This window comes from Hymenobacter nitidus (assembly GCF_020447315.1).
Taxonomy (GTDB): Bacteria; Bacteroidota; Bacteroidia; order Cytophagales; family Hymenobacteraceae; genus Hymenobacter; species Hymenobacter nitidus.
Genome location: NZ_JAJADQ010000020.1, coordinates 1 through 18,376, shown reverse-complemented (window position 1 = coordinate 18,376; position 18,376 = coordinate 1). Strand labels below are relative to the sequence as shown.

The 18,376-nt window shown below is 60.3% G+C and carries 19 protein-coding genes and 1 pseudogene; 6 read left to right on the top strand and 14 right to left on the bottom strand.

The genetic code is table 11. The features are described from left to right. Positions 1 to 437 precede the first annotated feature (437 nt). The 5 genes from LGH70_RS23285 to LGH70_RS23265 all read right to left on the bottom strand — a co-directional run bounded on the left by LGH70_RS23285 (position 438) and on the right by LGH70_RS23265 (position 5,986). A complete protein-coding gene (locus LGH70_RS23285; protein WP_226190845.1) occupies positions 438 to 1,067 on the bottom strand; it encodes a hypothetical protein in 630 nt (209 codons plus the stop codon). Then, positions 1,067 to 1,897, bottom strand: a complete 831-nt coding sequence (locus LGH70_RS23280) for a metallophosphoesterase family protein (RefSeq protein ID WP_226190843.1) — start codon at positions 1,895 to 1,897, stop codon at positions 1,067 to 1,069. Before LGH70_RS23280 ends, LGH70_RS23285 begins: the two co-directional genes overlap by 1 nt. A 256-nt stretch (positions 1,898 to 2,153) precedes the next feature. After that, a complete protein-coding gene (locus LGH70_RS23275; protein WP_226190836.1) occupies positions 2,154 to 3,809 on the bottom strand; it encodes an FAD-dependent oxidoreductase in 1,656 nt (551 codons plus the stop codon). Between the two features lie 151 nt (positions 3,810 to 3,960). Further along, a complete protein-coding gene (locus LGH70_RS23270) occupies positions 3,961 to 5,352 on the bottom strand; it encodes a sensor histidine kinase (protein ID WP_226190827.1) in 1,392 nt (463 codons plus the stop codon). Positions 5,353 to 5,533: 181 nt separating this feature from the next. Then, complete coding sequence (locus tag LGH70_RS23265; protein ID WP_226190825.1) at positions 5,534 to 5,986, bottom strand: DUF2846 domain-containing protein; 453 nt, start codon at positions 5,984 to 5,986, stop codon at positions 5,534 to 5,536. Between the two features lie 251 nt (positions 5,987 to 6,237). Here LGH70_RS23265 and radA point away from each other — a divergent pair, with 251 nt between their 5' ends. The 3 genes from radA (at position 6,238) to LGH70_RS23250 (ending at position 10,493) form a co-directional block, all read left to right on the top strand. Continuing rightward, on the top strand, positions 6,238 to 7,623 hold the full coding sequence (radA, locus tag LGH70_RS23260; RefSeq protein WP_226190815.1) for a DNA repair protein RadA: 1,386 nt from the start codon (positions 6,238 to 6,240) through the stop codon (positions 7,621 to 7,623). A gap of 199 nt (positions 7,624 to 7,822) precedes the next feature. Next, positions 7,823 to 9,292, top strand: a complete 1,470-nt coding sequence (locus tag LGH70_RS23255) for a TlpA family protein disulfide reductase (protein ID WP_226190807.1) — start codon at positions 7,823 to 7,825, stop codon at positions 9,290 to 9,292. A gap of 181 nt (positions 9,293 to 9,473) precedes the next feature. Further along, the gene (locus LGH70_RS23250; RefSeq protein WP_226190805.1) at positions 9,474 to 10,493 is read left to right on the top strand and encodes an SPASM domain-containing protein; all 1,020 of its coding nucleotides are present in this window, start codon (positions 9,474 to 9,476) and stop codon (positions 10,491 to 10,493) included. 94 nt (positions 10,494 to 10,587) lie between these two features. Here LGH70_RS23250 and LGH70_RS23245 read toward each other — a convergent pair whose 3' ends face one another. The 9 genes and pseudogenes from LGH70_RS23245 to LGH70_RS23205 all read right to left on the bottom strand — a co-directional run. After that, positions 10,588 to 11,883 (bottom strand): erythromycin esterase family protein, encoded by a 1,296-nt coding sequence (locus tag LGH70_RS23245; RefSeq protein ID WP_226190794.1) that lies wholly within the window; start codon positions 11,881 to 11,883, stop codon positions 10,588 to 10,590. Between the two features lie 76 nt (positions 11,884 to 11,959). Then, positions 11,960 to 12,301 (bottom strand): hypothetical protein, encoded by a 342-nt coding sequence (locus LGH70_RS23240; RefSeq protein WP_226190783.1) that lies wholly within the window; start codon positions 12,299 to 12,301, stop codon positions 11,960 to 11,962. A gap of 122 nt (positions 12,302 to 12,423) precedes the next feature. Next, complete coding sequence (locus tag LGH70_RS23235) at positions 12,424 to 12,621, bottom strand: FeoB-associated Cys-rich membrane protein (RefSeq protein WP_226190781.1); 198 nt, start codon at positions 12,619 to 12,621, stop codon at positions 12,424 to 12,426. 196 nt (positions 12,622 to 12,817) lie between these two features. Then, entirely contained in the window at positions 12,818 to 13,630 is an 813-nt protein-coding gene (locus LGH70_RS23230; RefSeq protein WP_226190779.1) for an inositol monophosphatase family protein, read from the bottom strand. 49 nt (positions 13,631 to 13,679) lie between these two features. Beyond that, a complete protein-coding gene (locus LGH70_RS23225; RefSeq protein WP_226190766.1) occupies positions 13,680 to 13,877 on the bottom strand; it encodes a hypothetical protein in 198 nt (65 codons plus the stop codon). A 32-nt stretch (positions 13,878 to 13,909) separates the two neighbouring features. Continuing rightward, positions 13,910 to 14,227, bottom strand: a complete 318-nt coding sequence (locus LGH70_RS23220; RefSeq protein WP_226190765.1) for a hypothetical protein — start codon at positions 14,225 to 14,227, stop codon at positions 13,910 to 13,912. Beyond that, a complete protein-coding gene (gene lnt / locus LGH70_RS23215; protein WP_226190763.1) occupies positions 14,224 to 15,921 on the bottom strand; it encodes an apolipoprotein N-acyltransferase in 1,698 nt (565 codons plus the stop codon). Before lnt ends, LGH70_RS23220 begins: the two co-directional genes overlap by 4 nt. Next, positions 15,896 to 16,594, bottom strand: a complete 699-nt coding sequence (gene rsmI / locus LGH70_RS23210; RefSeq protein ID WP_226190753.1) for a 16S rRNA (cytidine(1402)-2'-O)-methyltransferase — start codon at positions 16,592 to 16,594, stop codon at positions 15,896 to 15,898. The genes lnt and rsmI overlap by 26 nt, the downstream gene beginning before the upstream one ends. Before the next feature lie 78 nt (positions 16,595 to 16,672). Then, positions 16,673 to 16,933, bottom strand: a pseudogene (locus LGH70_RS23205) (4a-hydroxytetrahydrobiopterin dehydratase); the annotation flags it as partial. Between the two features lie 208 nt (positions 16,934 to 17,141). On the opposite strand from LGH70_RS23205, the gene LGH70_RS23200 reads away from it, so the two are divergent. The 3 genes from LGH70_RS23200 to LGH70_RS23190 form a co-directional block, all read left to right on the top strand. Beyond that, positions 17,142 to 17,645: a hypothetical protein gene (locus tag LGH70_RS23200; RefSeq protein ID WP_226190732.1), complete on the top strand. Its 504-nt coding sequence runs from the start codon at positions 17,142 to 17,144 to the stop codon at positions 17,643 to 17,645. Positions 17,646 to 17,744: 99 nt separating this feature from the next. After that, complete coding sequence (locus LGH70_RS23195) at positions 17,745 to 17,960, top strand: hypothetical protein (RefSeq protein WP_226190730.1); 216 nt, start codon at positions 17,745 to 17,747, stop codon at positions 17,958 to 17,960. Between the two features lie 226 nt (positions 17,961 to 18,186). Next, positions 18,187 to 18,376 (top strand): hypothetical protein (locus tag LGH70_RS23190; RefSeq protein WP_226190728.1); only part of this gene is annotated, 190 nt, incomplete at its 3' end.

The following is an 18,376-nucleotide window of genomic DNA, read 5'->3' as shown; positions in this document are numbered from 1 at the left end:
GCCCCCTTTTTTCGTTCAAGGCCGCTGACTCCGGCGAAGTGTTTCTGCCAGCAGGCTGGAAGAGAACTTCTTAGCTGAGTAGATTGGTTCGACAATGGCTAAGATTTTTTGGATAGGGCAAGTGATGGGCTGCGGCAAGGGAATGAAGCTACACTTGCATCCTTATCAGATCATCTCCACAGACCGTTATTGTGCAGGCTCATGGCATTCTGTTATGGAGAGCACTCAGGCTATTATAATGTAGTATACTCCTACTTGGGGATGGAACCAGTTTCAATGCTATAATGATGCCCGTAGCAGCTAATAGCACAAAAGAGCATCCCAACCTGCTGTTCAAAAGCGGCTAAGATACTCTTTATGAGTGCGGTGCTTGCTTACTTTAGTGCGGCTTGGTTAGGGTCGCTCCTGATTTCGCTAGGGAAGTGGCTCCTTCATCCTCAGAAATCGGCTTTCACTCCTATGCCCAACACCAGAATCTGTCCTAGCGTCAGGCCTTTGGTATTTGTGAGGTAGCTATGTAGGTAAAGATCGTTGGAGCTCAAGTCGTAGTAGAGGGACAGGTTGCGAGGGCGACCATTGGCTTTGGCAGGCCGCACGTAGGTAACGCGCCCTCCGGCCAGTGGACCGTAGCGGGTATCGGAGGAAAACCAGTAGTAGTCGCGGGTATATTGGCCACGCTCTTCATCGTTGAGAGTGCCGTGGGTATAGCTGAAATAGGCGCCGACGGATACTGGCTTGATTTGCCATTTGTCGGAAAGGCGTACCGTGAACGGCGAGTACAGGAGTTTTGCCGAAGCCAGGGTAAGCGTGGAGCCGGCGAACCGCTTGGGCACATAGCCTAAGAGGATATCGGTATCTACCTTATTGTTGAAGTAGGTATAGCCTGCACCGGCCGATACCATACCGATACCACCCGCTACCTGCAACACCAAGTGGCGCGGCCGGTACCAGGGCTGAGGCTCTCCGGAAGCAGGGGCCACGGGTACTTCGGGCTCGGAAGCTAAAACGCAGGAGGGGGCAAGCAGGGCAGCAACCAGCGCAAGACGAGTGAAGGGGCGCTGAGTCATTAGAACTTGATTTGTTTTACGCGGAATTGTTTGTCGCCCCATACGGAGACGACCATGTAGCGGCGCTCAGAGAAGGCGTCGGAGTTGACGTACCAGACGCCGTCGTTGTAGGGCTGCCCAATGCTGGAGCTATGGCGGTGGCCGTTCATCTCAAATACCAGGTTTTTGGCTTCGCGCAGTGCTTGGGCGTAGGGCTGCCGTACAGTGGGGTCGAAATCTTCATCCTGCGGAGGTACGTGCGAAATCACAATCTGGCGGCGGGCTCCCTGCAGGTCGCGGAGCTGCTGATTAACCCAGGGCATGTTGGGAATCTGCCCATCAAAGTTGTACTCACGGCCGTTGGTATCAGCCATGATGAACTTCGTGTCGCCGTAGATAAAGGAGTAGTTCAGGGGGCCAAAAATCTGCTTGTAGGCTTCGCGGCCATTACCGACTTGGTCGTGGTTGCCGATTACGGTCAGGTAGGGCACTTTCAGGGTGCGCAGCTTCTCATTCACCCAGCGCATCTCCTTGGCCAGACCGAAGTCGGAGATGTCGCCGGCTACTACCAGGAACTGGATGCCGGGCTGCTGATTGACGCTGGCCACGAGGTCGTCGGCATCGTCGTAGTAGCGCTGGGAATCGCCGGTAAACACGAAGCGGAGCGTATCACCAGCGGGCAAGGGCATTTGACCAAGCCGGGCCAGGTTTTTCTCCGTCAGGTCGCGCTCATTGGATGGGGCGCGGTAGTCGTTGGGGCTGAATTCGAGCAGGTCGCAGCTACTGATGGTGCAAGCAGCGGCCAGTAGCAGAAGGGAAGTGTGGGTTCGGGAGCGTAACGCGTGTAACATGGCCTCGGCACAATAGCGGCAAAAGTGGCCTGTTCAACTGCGAATAGGTCCGGCGCTGTATACTGAGGAAGGTTACCGCTGGTTTTCACTGCCTAAGCTGAAGCATACAGTATAGAGCAGCCACGTTTCCCAATATGGCCGGTGAGTGCCGCTTTAAAAACGGTGAACACCTCTTATAGAGGACAAACCAGTTTTAACTTTCTTCTAATGTCGCTTGAAAAAGCAGTGTTATCTTTCTGTTAAGCCTCTAATCCGCCTATTCATCTAGGTACTGATGCACGAATTTGATGGCCATGGAGCCTTCACCCACGGCCGAGGCGACGCGCGCCATAGCCCCAGCCCGACTGTCGCCGGCGGCGAAGATGCCGGGCACGCAGGTTTCGAGCAGGTAGGGCTCCCGGTGGTGCTTCCAGCTGGTGGCAAAACGCGGGTCGGCTACCAGGTCGCGGCCGGTGAGCAGGAAACCTTTGGCGTCGCAGAGGGCCAGGGAGCAAATCCACTCGGTGCTGGGCTTGGCCCCGATGAAGACAAACAGCGCACGGGCCGGCCGCACTTCCAGCTGGTCATGGTTCTGAATTACGACTTCTTCCAGATGATCCTGCCCGCGCACTTCGCGCACCTGGGTGAAGGGCAGAATCTCGATGTTGGGCGTCTGGCTGATCTGCTCGATGAGGTAGGCCGACATAGAGGCCGCCAACGACTCGCCGCGAATCAGGATGAAGACCCGGCGGGCGTAGCTAGCCAGATACATGGCCGCCTGGCCGGCCGAATTGCCGCCTCCTACTATATATACGTCTTGCTGGTCGCAGGAGCGGGCCTCGGTGCGGGCGGCTCCGTAGTACACGCCCGCGCCCGTGAGGCCGTCGATGCCGGGCACCTCCAGGGTGCGGTAGCTCACACCCATCGTCAGGACCACGGCGCGGGTACGCACCTCGCTACCGTTGGCCAGGGTCAGGACTTTGTAGCCATCCTGCACGCAGAGGCTAGTTACTTCCTGGGGAGCCAGCATTTCGGCGCCCAACCGAATGGCCTGACTCCAGGCCCGGTGGGCCAACTCGGCCCCGCTTAGACCAGTCGGGAAGCCCAGGTAGTTTTCGATGCGGGAGCTGGTGCCGGCCTGCCCACCCGGCGACTGACGCTCGATAATCAGGGTTTTCAGGCCTTCCGAAGCTCCATATACCGCCGAAGCCAGTCCCGAGGGGCCGGCGCCGATGACGACGACATCATACAGCTCCTGCGAGGCCTTGGATGCCAGGCCCATGCGCTCGGCCACGGCGGCACGCTGCGGACGGGATAATGCCGAGCCGTCCTCAAAGACGACAACGGGCAGGTCGGCAGATGTGAAGCTGGTACTGTTGAGCAGGAGTTGGGCCTCGGGGTTAGCCTCAAAGTCGAGCCATTGGTAGGCTGCCATGTAGCCGGCCAGGAAATCTTTAAGCTCGTGGGAAAGCGGGGACCATTGGAAGCCGATAAGCCGCAACCCCTGAAAGCGGGGCCGGTACTGCGCCTGCCAAGCCGCCAACAGGTCGTGGAGGGTGGGGAAGAGCAGCTCCTGGGGCGGGTCCCAGGGCTTCATTAGGTAGTGGTCGAGGCGGGCGTTGTTGATGGCCCGGATGGCGGCTTCGGTATCGGCATAGGCCGTGAGCAGCACGCGCTTGGCGTCGGGGTAGATGCCGCGAGCCTGTTCGAGCAGCTCTACGCCTTCCATTTCGGGCATGCGCTGGTCGGCCAGAATCAGGGCCAGGGGCTCTTCGCGGGCTTTCAGCTCGCGCAGGGTTGCCAGGGCCTCGGCACCGGAAGAAGCCCGCAGCACCCGGTAGTCGCGGCGAAACTCGCTGCGCAAGTCCCGGTCGATGGCGCCCAGAACCTGGAGGTCGTCGTCCACGGCGAGGAGAATGGGTTTCTTTTCCATGAGGATTGAAGGCTAGGAAGAGGCCAGAAGCCGTCTTGGTTTTGTCTAAAATTCAGCTTGCTCCGAAGTTCATAAAGGGAGCAGCCTTGAGCGAAGGCAGAGCGAACCTACTCCGAACTCACCCCGAAGAGGGAGCATAGAAAAATTCCTATTAAGCACCCACCGGCAGCCACACGCAGAACTCGGTGCGGCCGGGCTGGGAGTGTACTTCCAGCCGCCCGCCGTGGTTGCGGACGATGCGCTGGGCAATATCAAGGCCCAGGCCGGTGCCTTCGCCGGCCTGCTTGGTGGTGTAGAAGGGCTCGAAGATGCGGGGCAGGACCTCGGGGGCAATGCCGGAGCCATTATCGATGACGAAGACGCGTACGAAATTCCCTTCCAGAGACGTGCGCAGGGTGATTTCGCCCCCGACCGGCAGCGCGTCGATGGCATTATCGAGCAGGTTGGTCCAGACCTGGTTGAGGCTGCTGACCTGGCCGTGAATGGCCGGCAGCTGGGGGGCGTAGTCGCGCACGAGGCGGATGTTTTTGGCCCGCAAGGCAAAGCCCAGGATATTCAAGGTGCTTTCCAGCCCGGTCTTCAGTTCCAGGGTAGCATAGTCGCCGCCACGGTCCATGTGGGAGTATGTTTTCACATTCTGTACGAGGGTGCTGATGCGGGCCCCGCTTTCCTGCACATCATGAATCAGGCGCATCATGGTGAGCTGACCTTCCAGCCAGGCAAAGGCCGCGGGCAAAGCGGCCGGCGGCAGGGCCGCGCCCACGGGCTGCAGTTGCTCCAAGGTCAGGCCGGCTTCCATCAGGCCGGCGGCCAGGCGGTAGCCGTCGGGGATGCCCTGGGCTTCCAGCCAGTCGGCTATTTCATCTTCCCGGTCAGCGCAGGCCAGCGCCGACATAACGCCGGTGGGCGACTCGCCCGGCACGGCCAGGGACGTGAGAGCCTCCAGGGCGGCGGGGGTGGGGCAATGCTGCACCAGGTTCAGCAGCAGGCTCGGCTTGGCGGTGGCCCGCTCGCGCAGAGCTTCGGCGCCGCGGGCAATGGCGGCAGCGGGGTTGTTCAGCTCGTGGGCCAGCCCGGCGGCGAGCTTACCCAGGGCCCGCAGCTTTTCGTCGCGCTCCTGGCCGCGGGCCTCGTCGCGGGCCCGGTCGCTCATCAGGCTTACCAGGCGCTGCACCAGCTCAGGACTGACTTGTTCGAGCTCGGGAAAGAAGTTGCGGTGCAGCAGAAACAGCACTGTGCGACCCACAGCCAGCCCGTAGCCGCTCACGGTGCGCAGCCGGGAGTAGGGCAGCACTCCGCTGATATGGCCCGCATCAACCCGGAAAATGGGCTCCCGCTGCCCGTTGCGCACGTCGTAGTACTGCAGGCCGCCGCTCAGCACCGCCATCATGTAGTGGGCTTCGTCGCCGGGCTGGACGACCACCTCATCGGGGGCAAACACACGCTGCTCGCCGTGGCCCAGGAGCCAGTTCAGGGTTTCGGGGGGCAGCCCCACAAAGGTGGGTACAGCCAGCAGATCGGGGGGCAGAAGAGCAGCAGCCATGACTAGAATATATCGATCAGAAAGAATATAACAAAGAATTGGCGCCTTTGCCTGCTGGCTGCAGTTGCTGCCAGCCTAAACCGGCGGGCCGGGAAGCCGCTACGCAGGTCGCCCCGCCGCGGCCGAACGTGCGGGCGCAGTTCGGCCGCGGCGGGGCGACGAATGGGCAACGCCCCGGGGCTTACTGCCCCGTTGCCGGAGCAGCCGGGGTTTCGCAGTTGTCGGGCTTCAGGTCGGCGTTCTTCTTTTTATAAGTCGACTCCGTTACTTCCGTAAAAGCCATTTTCACGGTCATCAGGCGGGTTTTCACGTCGCCCTGAATGTAGTACACCTTGCCCGCCTCCAGGTTCAGGTCGAACTTGTCCTGATCGGGCAGATTCAGGCCGCCCGCTACCGAGGTAAACGAGGTTTCGCCGGGCTTGAGCGTACTCACGAAGTAGCGCTTGTTGCTGAGGCGGCACAGCTCGACGCCGTTGGCACGCACGGTGAAGTTGGTGGCCGCCTGCCCCAGCATGGGAGGACGGTAGAAGACCACGGTGGCCATTTCGGGTGTGGGGGTAGGCAGGGGGCCCTGGGCGTAGCAGGTGCCGGAAGCTACGGCCAGTAGCAGGCCGGTGCAGAGTGCGTAGCGCATATGCGGTGGAAAAGGATAAAGATTGTAGCTCCTAAATATAGGATTCGCCCCGCGTCCCGCCCGCTACGGCGCTGCTTTTCCCGCCGATTTATTTACGCCTTCTGCCTCGGCAGGGCTCAGGTCATTAATTCAGCCCAGCCGACGGAGCCGCGGACGGTCCGGCCAGCGGGCTTAAAACCAGCAAAAACTCCGTTCTTACCAAACTATTTAGTCGCATTGCGCATTTCTTTAGTTTACCCTTCGCTTCATTCATGGCCAAGCTCAAGACTCTCTATTTCTGTCAAAAATGTGGTGCCCAGTCGGCTAAGTGGATAGGCCGGTGCCCGTCCTGCGGCGAGTGGAATACTTACGTCGAAGAGGTTATCCAGAAGGATGACACCCAGGCGGCCGGCTCCTGGAAGCCCCCGACGTCGAGCCCCGGCGGCAAAACTGTGGCCAAGCCCCGCGTTATCGGCGAGATTCACTACGAGGAAGAGTCGCGCTTCGATACCAACGATGGGGAGTTGAACCGCGTGCTGGGCGGAGGCCTCGTGCCGGGCTCTCTGGTACTCATCGGCGGCGAGCCGGGCATTGGCAAAAGCACCCTGATGCTGCAGATTGCCATGAGCCTGCAGCAGATGAAGGTGCTTTACATCTCGGGCGAGGAAAGTGAGCAGCAAATCAAAATGCGCGCCGAGCGGCTGGGCCCCCAGCACCCGCAGTGCTACATCCTGACCGAAACCAACACCCAGAACATCTTCAAGCAGATCGACCAGCTCCAGCCCAACGTGGTTATCGTCGACTCCATCCAGACCCTGCACTCGGGCCTCGTGGAGTCGGGGGCGGGCTCGGTGAGCCAGGTGCGCGAGTGCACGGCCGAGCTGCTCAAGTTTGCCAAGGAAACCGGCGTGCCGGTGCTCATCATCGGCCACATCACCAAGGACGGCTCCATTGCCGGCCCTAAGATTCTGGAGCACATGGTGGATACCGTGCTGCAGTTTGAGGGCGACCGGCACCTCTCGTACCGTATTCTGCGCACGACCAAAAACCGCTTCGGCAGTACTTCTGAGCTGGGCATCTACGAGATGCAGGGCACCGGCCTGCGCCAGGTGAGCAACCCTTCGGAGATTCTGCTCAGTCAGCGTACCGAGAGCCTGAGCGGCATGGCCATCGGGGCCACGCTGGAAGGCAACCGGCCCCTGCTGGTGGAAGTGCAGGCCCTCGTGACGCCGGCTACTTACGGCACGCCCCAACGCTCGGCCACGGGCTTCGACGCCAAGCGCCTGAACATGTTGCTGGCCGTGCTCGAGAAGCGTAGCGGTCTGCGCCTGGGCCAGCACGACGTGTTCCTCAACATTGCCGGCGGCCTACGCCTCGATGACCCGGCCCTGGACGTGGCCGTGTGTGCGGCGGTGGTATCGTCGCTGAACGATTTGCCGATTCCGGGCAACGTGTGTTTGGCGGCGGAAGTAGGCCTGAGCGGGGAAATCCGGGCGGTGAGCCGGCTGGACCAACGGCTGTCGGAAGCCGAAAAGCTGGGCTTCAAGGAAATGTACATCTCCCAGTTCAACGCCCGCGGATTAGATCTGGCCCGCTACGGCATTCGGGCTCAGCCAGTAGGCCGGTTGGATGAAGTGCTGAGCGGATTATTTGGGTAAAACCTTCAAAACCTTGGTTCTGAGCGGGCGTTACGAAAAAAGCCATAATCTGGATTGGACTTTCTCAACCCTAATGCCGTATCTTCGGTATAAGAATTGGCTTTTCCCGCGAAATGCTATTGCTATGAGACTTTTTATAGCGTAGTGCAGTTAAAAAGCTAACTCCCTGATTGACTAGCGCTTGACCCTACCTCTCCCGATGGCATATTCTCTCCGCTCCTGTATACCTCGCCTGCTCGTAGGCGCGCTGCTGGCTTTTCCTCTGGCTGGCAAGGCGCAAGGTACCGTAGTACTGACGGGTAAAATCAGCAGTAAAACGGCCGACACGGTGGCGGTATCGGTACGGGAAAACCCACTGGACCCTAAGGAGCAGATTACCTACGCCCGGGTTGATAACCGCGGGGAGTTTCGGCTGGCTCTGAACGTGAACGGCCCTACCCGAGCCGACCTCGTGTACGGCGACGATGTGGCCGGCCTGTTTCTGGAGCCCGGCAACACGATGGAAATCCGCTTCAAGGGTAAGGATATGTCTTCCTCGGTGAGCTACAAGGGCAAAGGCGCGGCGGCCAACACGTACCTGGCCGAGCTGGATGAGCGGTTTATTGAGAATGACGGGTTCCAGGTGCTGCCCGACAACATCAACCTCTACGAGGCACCTTTCCTCTCTTTTCTGGACTACCGGCGCAAGGAGGAAAAGAAGTTTTTGGAGAACTACTCCCAGGACAACGAGCTGAGCCCGGCATTCAAGGAGTACGCCAAGGCTGAAATTGACTACAGCTACGCCAATGACCGGCTCACCTTCCAGGATTTGCGCGAGCAGGTGGTAGCCACGGAAAGCCGGCTGAAAATGACGCCGACTTACTACGAGTTTCTCAACGACAAGGCCCTGGTGAACAACCCCGGCGCGCTGCAGAACGAGCAGTACCAGGAGTTTTTGCTCAACTACATTCACCACCTGGCCATTTCCAGCAACCACCAGCGCTCCGACCCGGACTTCTACCAGGTGTGCTATGATATGGCCAAGAAGCAGTTGGCCGACCCGGTGCGGGCCATTGTGATGGGCCGGGTGCTGCAGGAGTCGTTCCGGTTCGGGCACGTGAAGCAGTCGGCGGCTATGCTGGAAAACTACCGCGGCGTCGATACCAAGAATCAGTTCTACCCGGTTCTGCAGCACGACTTTGAAACGCACAAAGCCTTTGCCATCGGGGCTCCCGCGCCTACGTTCAAGCTTATTTCCTCTACCGGCGATAGTGTCACGCTGCGGCAGTTTGCCGGCAAGCTGGTGTACATCAACTTCTGGCGGACCACCAGCGGCCTGTGCCTGCGCGACCTGCCCTACGCGGCCGACCTAGCCAAGAAGTTCGACGGCAAGAACATCGTGTTTCTGAACGTGGCCCTGGATGAGAACGAGCCGGCCTGGAAGCAGTTGGTCGTGGGCAAAAAGCTGCCGGGCGTGCACGTGCGGGCCGCGGGTGGTATGCGCTCGGCCATTGCCAAAGCCTACGCCCTGCAGGATGTGCCGGCCTATTTCCTGCTGGCCGAAGACGGCACTTTCCTCAATACCAAGCCCAAGCGCCTGAGCAGCCGCGCCGCCGTGGACGAAATCAAGGAGTCGTTTGGCAAAGCTTCTACCTACAGCAGCACCATGCCCGCCTCGTCCGGCAAATAGCCCGGGGTGCCACAACGATATTATCCTCAACGCCTTCCGAAAGATTTCGGGAGGCGTTTTTGTTGAAGTCCAGGTAAAAAGCCGCTTTCCGGAGCTACGGCGTGAGCCGCGCGCCAAACTCTTTTGCCGGCGCCGGGGTTACTTGCCGCACTTCGGTCTCTGTTCCCGACCTTTGCCCCGCATGGCTTCTACTCTCACCGACGGTCTGAATTTCCTTTCCAAGCTTACCCCGCGCCGGGCGCTGAATACGGCGCAGGTGGTGGGTGGCTACGCCCTGAGCAAGCTCACGGGCAAGGCCCGGCACTGGGGGCTGCCGCTGGCCCTGAGCTTTGAGCCCACGACCAGCTGTAACCTACGCTGCCCGGAGTGCCCCAGTGGCCTGCGCAGCTTCACGCGCCCCACCGGCATGCTGCCCGACGAGCTGTTCAAGCGCACCATCGACGAGGTGCACAAGCGGCTGTGGTACCTGATTTTCTACTTTCAGGGAGAGCCGTACCTGCACCCCAACTTCCTGGACCTGGTGAAGTATGCGGCCGACAAAGGCGTTTATACCGCCACCAGCACCAACGCCCACTACCTCAACGACACCAACGCCCGCCGCACCGTGGAGTCGGGCCTCGACCGGCTGATTATTTCCCTCGACGGCACCACCCAGGAAGTGTACCAACAGTACCGGGTGGGCGGCAAGCTGGACAAGGTGCTGGAAGGCACCAAGAACGTGGTGAAGTGGCGCAAAGAACTGAAATCCAGCACTCCTCGCATTATTTTCCAGTTTCTGGTGGTGCGCCCCAACGAGCACCAGATCGACGAAGCCAAGCAGCTGGCCAAAGACCTGGGCGTAGACGATGTGTGGTTCAAGACGGCCCAGATCTACGACTACGAGCAAGGCTCCCCACTCATCCCGACCATCGACTACTACTCGCGCTACGAGAACAACAACGGCACCTGGAGCATCAAGAACAAGCTGGTGAACCACTGCTGGAAGATGTGGCACAGCTGCGTGATTACCTGGGATGGCCTAGTGGTGCCCTGCTGTTTCGATAAAGACGCCGAATACCGCCAGGGCGACCTGAAAACCGAAACCTTCCGTCAGCTCTGGCACGGCCCCAAGTACCAGCAGTTCCGCTCCTCCCTGCTCAAAGGCCGCGACCAGATCGATATGTGCCGCAACTGCACCGAGGGCACGAAAGTGTGGGGGTAGGTGGGGTGGTGATTTAGTGAGTTCGATGTTCAATATCGCGCAAGTAGCGCCAACAGAACGGCAACTCACTAAATCACGAAGTCGCTAAATCACATTACTCCGTCCAGGGATACATATCCGGGGGCGTGTGTTCGGCTACTTTGGTGGGTAGGGGATGCAGGGCCTGGGTCTGGTCGAGGAACAGGAAGGCGTCGTAGCGCTCGGCCATCAGGGAAGGCACATAGTTGCTGAATTGCTCGAACTCGGGGCGGTAGACGACGCCAATGGCCCGGTGGCCGAAGGTTTGCCTCATGGCAGCGGTGCCTTTCAGTTCCGAAGACAACAGCAGCGCATTTTCGCCCTGCAGCTGCTGATGCAGCACGTCTTCCCAGGAGCCGCGGGTTGCTTTGGGCATCACTATTTCCTCGAAGGGCGCGCCCCACTTCTTACCCGCAATAACGCTGCCCTGGTAGGAGCCGAAGCCCACGGCAAACACCTTGTCGCGGCCGTACATCTGGCGGGCCAGCTGGCCGATATTGATGGTATTGTCGCGGGCCATATCGGTGTAGCGGGCGTCACCGATGTGGGTGTTATGCTCCCAGACAATGGCTTTGCTGTGGGGGCCGTGCAGGTCGAGCAGGCGGGAGAGGGTTTCCATCATGTGGCCGTCGCGCACGTTCCAGGAGGCAGGGCCGCCCTTAATCATGGCGCGGTAGTAGCGCTCGGCATTCACGGTCACCAGCGCGTTTTGTTCGGCAGCAAACGCTGTTTCACGCTCCAGACCGGCCGGAATGGTGGTATTGCGCAGCTGCCGGCGCAGGCTTTGCAGCATGTGAGTCACTTCGTCCTGGCAGTCATCCGAGACGAAAGCCACGGCTTGGGCATATTCCTGAGGGTCGTCGCCGTAGGGTTCGAAGCAGCGGAAGGCCCGTTGAGCCGCCGCCACGGCTCCATCACCCTGCTTCTGAACGTAGCGCAGAATTTCCTGCAAGGATTCCCAGAGGCTATACACGTCGAGGCCGTAGAAACCGATGCGCTCAGCCAGGGGCCGCGCCCGGTTGTGCGCGTGCTGCCAGTCGACCAGCGAGGCTATTTCCCAGTTGCCCCACATCCAGGTCGGCCAGCGGTTGAAGGTTTGCAGGAGTTGCGCGGCACTGCCATATTTCACGGTATCCTGCTTGATGGCGCAGTTCACCTCGAAGCAGTCGGGCCAGTCGCCTTCCACGGCAATAAAGTCGAATCCTTTCTCCTGAATAAGCCGCTTGCTGAGGGCCATTCGCCACGTGTAATACTCGTGGGTGCCGTGGGAGGCCTCGCCCAATAATACGATGCGGGCGTCGCCGATGGCAGCCAGTACGGCGTCGAGGTCGGCGGTGGAGCGAAGCGGGTGGGGGGGCAGGGTCGTCTTCACAGTTGAGGTTGGCTGGAGTGAAAACACAAAAACGCGCCCTGGCGAAGCCAAAGCGCGCTTTGTTGAGCTTACAGGCCTATTTGTGGGCCTTCTTCAGGTTTTTGCCAAGGTCTTCCACCTTGGTCAGAAACTCTAGGGAGTCCGAGTCGGCGTAGGTACCGTAGGCCGACGAAATCGTGCCGCGCACACCGTCGTTGCACTCGATGGCGTAGAGAATCGACATATCATCGGGGTCACTTTCGCCTTCGAAGCGGTAGAAATCAACGATGGTTACTTCCTCGGGGCCGTAGCTTTTCTTGATATCGGAGCGGAACGAGCACAGACGGCCGTCCTTAACGGTAAAGTCTTCGGTGAAGCCATCCGCATCAAGCTTCTTCTCAACATTTATCAGGGAACGTTCTTCTTCTTTGTCTTGCATGGTCGTAGGGGTTCGGGTTGGAAGGGCAGCGTTTGGAAGGGAAGGGGCCATAAAACAAAGCCCCCGTGCCTGCTATACGCAGCGGGCACGGGGGCAGGTTGTCCGAAGTTGAAAAGGGCGGGTTATTGCGTTGCGGCCCGGGCCGCAGCCGTTTCAATGGTCTTTTGCAGCCGGTCGACGTCGATGGTACCGCAGGCACCGCCGCAGCCCTTGGCGCAGCCCGTAGCCGTCTTGACAAAGAAGGCCCGCCAGAAAATGCGGCCGACATAGAACGTAGCGGCCACGAACAGCAGGGCGATAATGAGGTATTGCAGCATCATAACGAGCACAAAACTACGACGAAGCCGGAAAAGTTTAGGGATGGTGGGCTTAATGTGCTCAGGGGCCCATGTGTTTTGAATGTGCTAAATGCGGGTAATGTGTCCTTGCGAGGCGGTCAGACATCCCGCGCAAGGACACGAGCATTAGCACTTCAGCACATCCATTATTAGCGCATTCAATACGCATTACGCCACACTATTTCCAGAACTCCCGGATGGTTTGCTGCATCTGCTCGTGCACGCGGCCGTTGCTGGCTACCACCTGGCGGCCGAAGAGCGGGTCGCCTTCTTCCAGAAACTGCGTGACGCGGCCCCCGGCTTCGCGCACCAGTAGAATGCCGGCCGCTACGTCGTAGGAGTTGAGGTTGAACTCGAAGAAGCCCTCGAAGCGGCCGGCAGCCACCCAGGCCAAGTCGGCGGCGGCCGAGCCTACGCGGCGCACGCCGTGGGTGCGCTGCATAAAGGCCCCCAGAATCTGCAGATACTCATCGAGCTGGCCGAAATGGGTATAGGGAAAGCCGGTGGCAATCAGGGACTGGCTTAGCGTATCGGCTTCGGACACGCGGATGGGCTGGTCGTTGCAGAACGCGCCGCCGCCGCGAACGGCCCGGAAGGTTTCGTCGCGCGTAACTTCGTAGACGACGCCCGCCGCCAGCTCGCCGTGGTGCAGCAGGCCTACGCTCACGCAGTAGCAGGGCAGGCCGTGCACGAAGTTGGTGGTGCCGTCCAGCGGGTCGATAATCCAGGTGTACTCGGTGCCGGCGCTGGTAGCCAGGCTGTTGCCGCCGGTGGTACCCTCCTCGGTGATGAAGCCCGCTTCGGGCAGCAACTCCCGCAACCCGGCCACGAGCAGACGCTCGGTTTCCTGATCCACGTAGGAAACCAGGTCGTGCTTGCCTTTCATCTCGACGCGGCTGCGGTCAAAGGAAGCGGCTTCTTGGCGAATAAACTGGCCGGCGCGGCGGCATACCTCGGCCAGGCCGAAGCTGAGTTGGGTGAAATCGGTCATAGGGATGCAATACTCCGGACGCGGGCCCGGGGTTAGGTTCATGTAGTCGTTAGCGCATTTGCACCAGCAGCAGGGCCGAATACGCGGCTACCACGATAATAACGGCTCGGCGTATAGTGCGGCCAGTGGTGGTTCGCCAGGTGTCGTCGATGTTGGGGCGCGGCTTGCCCAGCAGGTCTTTGCCCTCGCCCATGCGGTAAAACCAGAACATCAGAGTGTAGAAAAACAGCGGCAACAGAGATTCCATGGGGTCAACAACAGGTTATTCGGGGCGGAAATCTACCCATTGTCCAGCAAGAAGCTTTTCAAACTGCCCCCATTGCGGATTACCTTCCGGCCTTTCACGCGCACCAGTGCTATCCAATCCTGCTGGCAATGCTCCAGGGGGTCGGGAATAGGTTGCCAGTCGGCGGCGGTAACGTGGTACTTGTCGGCTGCCGCGGCTTCGGCCACCGTCTCAAACCATTCATCACCCGAGCTGGGGCCGTCTTCCAGCTTATCGAACATGAATAAGTACACGCCATTGGCGCCGTCGTCATGCATGATGAGCCGCACGACGACCGATGCTGGCTGCGGAACCTGGGCAAGTTTCCTCATGCCGGGCGGGCTACGGGCTCAGCGGCCACCAGCTTAGCTCCAAGTCGGCGGTTCAGGGCCTTCACCAGCAAAGCCAGCAGCAATACTACCGCCAGCACCTGCGTGGCGGCCCCGATCAGCTCGCCGTAGCGTACATAGAAGGTCAGCTCGGTATTGAGGTGTACGGTGGCGCGGCTGGCGGTGGGAATCCAGGCGGTTTCGCGCTGGAACATCTCACCCTTCTGGTTGATGAAGCCCGTGAAGCCGGTATTGGCCGAGCGGGCCAGGTCGCGGCGGGTTTCGATGCTGCGCAGGGCGCCGTAGCGCAGCAGCTGCCGGTAGCCGGGCGAGTCGTGCCACCAGGCGTCGTTGGTAAACAAGCCCAGCAGGGTAGCGCCGCCCTTCACGTATTCGGCCGTAAAGTCGCCGTAAATGGATTCGTAGCAAATCAGCGGGGCCACGCGCAAGCCCGGCGCGCCGGCCGGGGCCGTAAACACGGTCCGCTCGTCCTGGCTACCGTAGCTGCCCACCGTGCCGCCCAGGTCGATGTGGGCAATAATGGACGTGAGCAGGGGCGGAATCTTTTCCACGCCGGGCACCAGCCGCGACTTATGGTAGAACTGGATGGGGGCCACCGCGTCGCGGAAATACGCGCCGCTGTTGAACACGTCGTAGTAGCCCATATCGTCGCGGTGGCGGGCCGTCACGCTAGCCGCCTCCTGGTTAGGGTACATCACCACGCTGGTAATGCCCGTGAGCAGGGCTACGCCGGGGTGCTGAGCCAGCCACTGCCGAATCCGGTTGATTTTGGGGTTGGCCTCAATCTGCTGCTCGAAGTAATACTCTTCCAGTGCCGTTTCGGGCCAGATAACCAGCTTGGTTTTGGGCGTCAGCTTCTGCTCGGAGAGCTTCAGCAGGCGGGTCAGCTGCTCGTCGTAGGGCACGAAGTTGGCCTTGCCCTGGAACTTCTCGGTATAGGGGTCCACGTTGGGCTGCACGACTACGACTTCCAGCGCGGGGCCCTGCTCCTGCACCCGGCTCCCGATAAACCAGGACAGCAGCAAGGGCAGTATTACGGCCAGCGCGGCCCCGGCCAGAAGCTTTTTGTCTGGCTTATCATCAGCGAGTTGGGCTCCGGAAGCAGGCTGCTGCAACGGACGGAAAAGCGCCAAGAACAGCAGCAGGTTTACCACCCACACCCACACCGAGCCGCCCAGAAAGCCGGTGTACTCATACCATTGCACGAAAGCAGTAGCTTCGGCAAAGCCGTTGCCGAGTGTAAGCCAGGGCCAGGTCAGGTCCCAGGTAAGGTGGAGCTGCTCGAAGGCAATCCAGAAGATGGGCAGGGACAAGTAGCCCAGCTTGGGGCCAAACAGCCGCTTGGTATGGTAGAAAGCCATGAGCGGGGCACTCATCATCAGGGCGTTACAGATAACGGCCGTGATGCCGCCGCCCAGTGTAGCGTGGCTTACCCACCAGGTCACGAAGGCATTCCAGAGCACCAGGGTGAGGTAGCTGTAGCGAAACACCTTCCAGCCGCTGCTGCCGCGCTGCACCAGCACCTGCTCCAGGCGCAGGTAGGGCACCCAGGCTACCAGCAGCAGCAAGGCCAGCGGCGCGGGGTGTACCGGCCAGCCAATCCACAACAGTGCCGCCGTGAGCAGCGCCAGCCCCGCCGGCCCCCACGTACTATTCCCGATTTCCTTGAACGACAACAACGATTTCGCCTTTAATAGAGGTACGTCCCGCAAACTCGGCGGCCAGTTCGGCCAGCGTCCCATTCACGGTTTCTTCGAATAATTTGGTTAGCTCCCGGCTCACGGAGGCCAGCCGCTCGGGCCCAAAGGCCTCACTCAGCTGCTCCAGCGTCTTGACGATGCGGTGGGGCGACTCGTAAAAAATCATGGTGCGGGTTTCGGGCTGCAATTCCCGGATGCGGGTCTGGCGGCCTTTCTTCACCGGCAGAAAGCCTTCGAAGGTAAACCGCTCGGCCCCGAATCCCGACTTGAGCAGCGCCGGCACGAAGGCCGTGGCCCCGGGCAGACACTCCACCTTCAGCCCCCGAGCCAGGCACTCGCGCACCAACAAAAAGCCGGGGTCAGAAATTCCGGGCGTGCCCGCATCCGATACTAGGGCCATCTTCTCGCCTTTCTCAATCCGGTCGAGCACGCGCTGTACGGTCTGGTGCTCGTTGTGGAGGTGGTAGCTGAGCATGGGCTTTTTCAAACCCAGGTGTTGCATCAGCCGGCCGCTGGTGCGGGTGTCTTCGGCCAGCACCACATCTACCTCGCCCAGAATGCGGATGGCCCGCAGGGTAATATCCTCCAGGTTGCCGATGGGCGTGGGCACGAGGTACAGAACGGTAGGCGTTTCAGACTGATCAGACATAAAGACAAAGGTAGCACGCCGCTGCCCGACTGGTAGCAGTCTTGAAAGCGGCTACTTGAAAAGTAAGCTTGTCTGAGCTCAGCTTACGCCGTGCCGCCCGGCTACGGCATCAATGGCGGCGGCCAGCTTATGGTCGCGCTTCGTGACGGTGTTGCCCGCATCGTGGGTACGCAGGCGGAACTCGACCCGATTGTACTCGTTGGCCCACCACGGATGATGGTCCAGCCGCTCGGCTTCGGCGGCTACCTCGGTCATGAAGGCAAAGGCCGCTTGGAAGTCGGCAAACTGGAAGGTGCGGGTCAGGCTGTTGTCGTGTTCGGTCCACATAGGCGGTTGCTTAAGTAAGTGGTTGGCGGTTCGGCAGGGTCATCGGCACCAACCGCAGCCGGCCGCTGAGCCACGGGTGGCAATGCGCTTCAGTGAGAAAGCGGCATTCATCCTAGCACCCGCAGTTTACACCGATTTGCGGCAGCACAAAGCAAAACCCTAAGCCGAAAAACCTAGTACACTTCCCTACCACCCCAACGAACCCAAACAACCGACCCCTATGGCTATTGACCCCAATGACCGCCCCGTGCGGGTCATCAACGACGACACCACCAACGAGGAGTTTCAGGCCGGACATATTATCCCCGGAGCTGATCCACCCAAGAATGAGGCGGCCCGCGGCGGCTTCGGCAACCGCGAAGGCAAGGAAGGCTACGGCACCGACAGTGGCACGGGCAGCACAGCCGTTTCGGTAAACGAAGACGCCGACCGTCCCGACCACCCCGCTGATAACATGCGCACCGCCGACGAAGGCGCCGACCAGCGTCCCAACCAGGATCTGCCCTCGGACGACGACCTCGACCAGCGCCGCGTGGCCCCGCCCGCTAATGAGCTGGACGCCGACGACCGCCGCGGCCGGGATGAGATGCAGAACCCCAACTCCCGTGTGGGCATGGGCCAGATGGAGCAGGTGCAGCCCGACCCCTCCAAGGTAGGCGCCACTACCCAGACCAACGCCGAGCTGACGGACCCCAACGCCACCGATACGGCCATCGACCAGTAAACCGGCTTCGGAGTTGGCCCGTAGGGGCTTACTCCGGGTCCGGCCTTGGTTTATTTTTTCTATTGCATTGTTTTTCAACTCACTAAACCGAAGAACGCCATGCCCTACAAAAGCAATAATACCAATCAGCAGTCCAAGGAAAACCACGGCAGCCCCACGCAAAGTGAGCAACCCAAAGGCACCGGCGACCTGCCCGTAAACAACCTCGACGAGCAAACCGAGGACCGGCTGGCTCAGGAAGCCCTGGATGCGCCCCAGCGCCACCCCAACCGCAACCTCGAAAAGCCCGACCTCGACAAGCCCCCCTATAGCTAAGCTCCGGCTTCCCGCCATAAACGAAGTGCAAAAGCGCCTGCCCCACGACCAGAACTCGTGCGGCAGGCGCTTTTGCTGTGTATGGATTTTGCCATTGCGCCCCGGTTTATCATTCGAAAACGGGTGTTGGTGTAATAAAATTTTGGTGGCTGGTGTCCGGGCGCACCTTCGTTGCATACCTCCACCAAAAGCAGCGCTCCGCTAGCCTTTTACATCCTACAGCCCTATGTTTTGTAAATCTCTACTCCGCACTCTGTTCGTTGCCGCTGCCGTTGTGGGGGCCACCTCTGCCGCCCAGGCCCAGCAGGAACACAAAACCTACGCCGACGGCTCGCTGAGCTCGTTGGGTATTGGCTCGGCTTACTCCACCAACCTGTGGAGCAGCTCCTACGTGGGCTTCAACCTGAGCAAGCAGA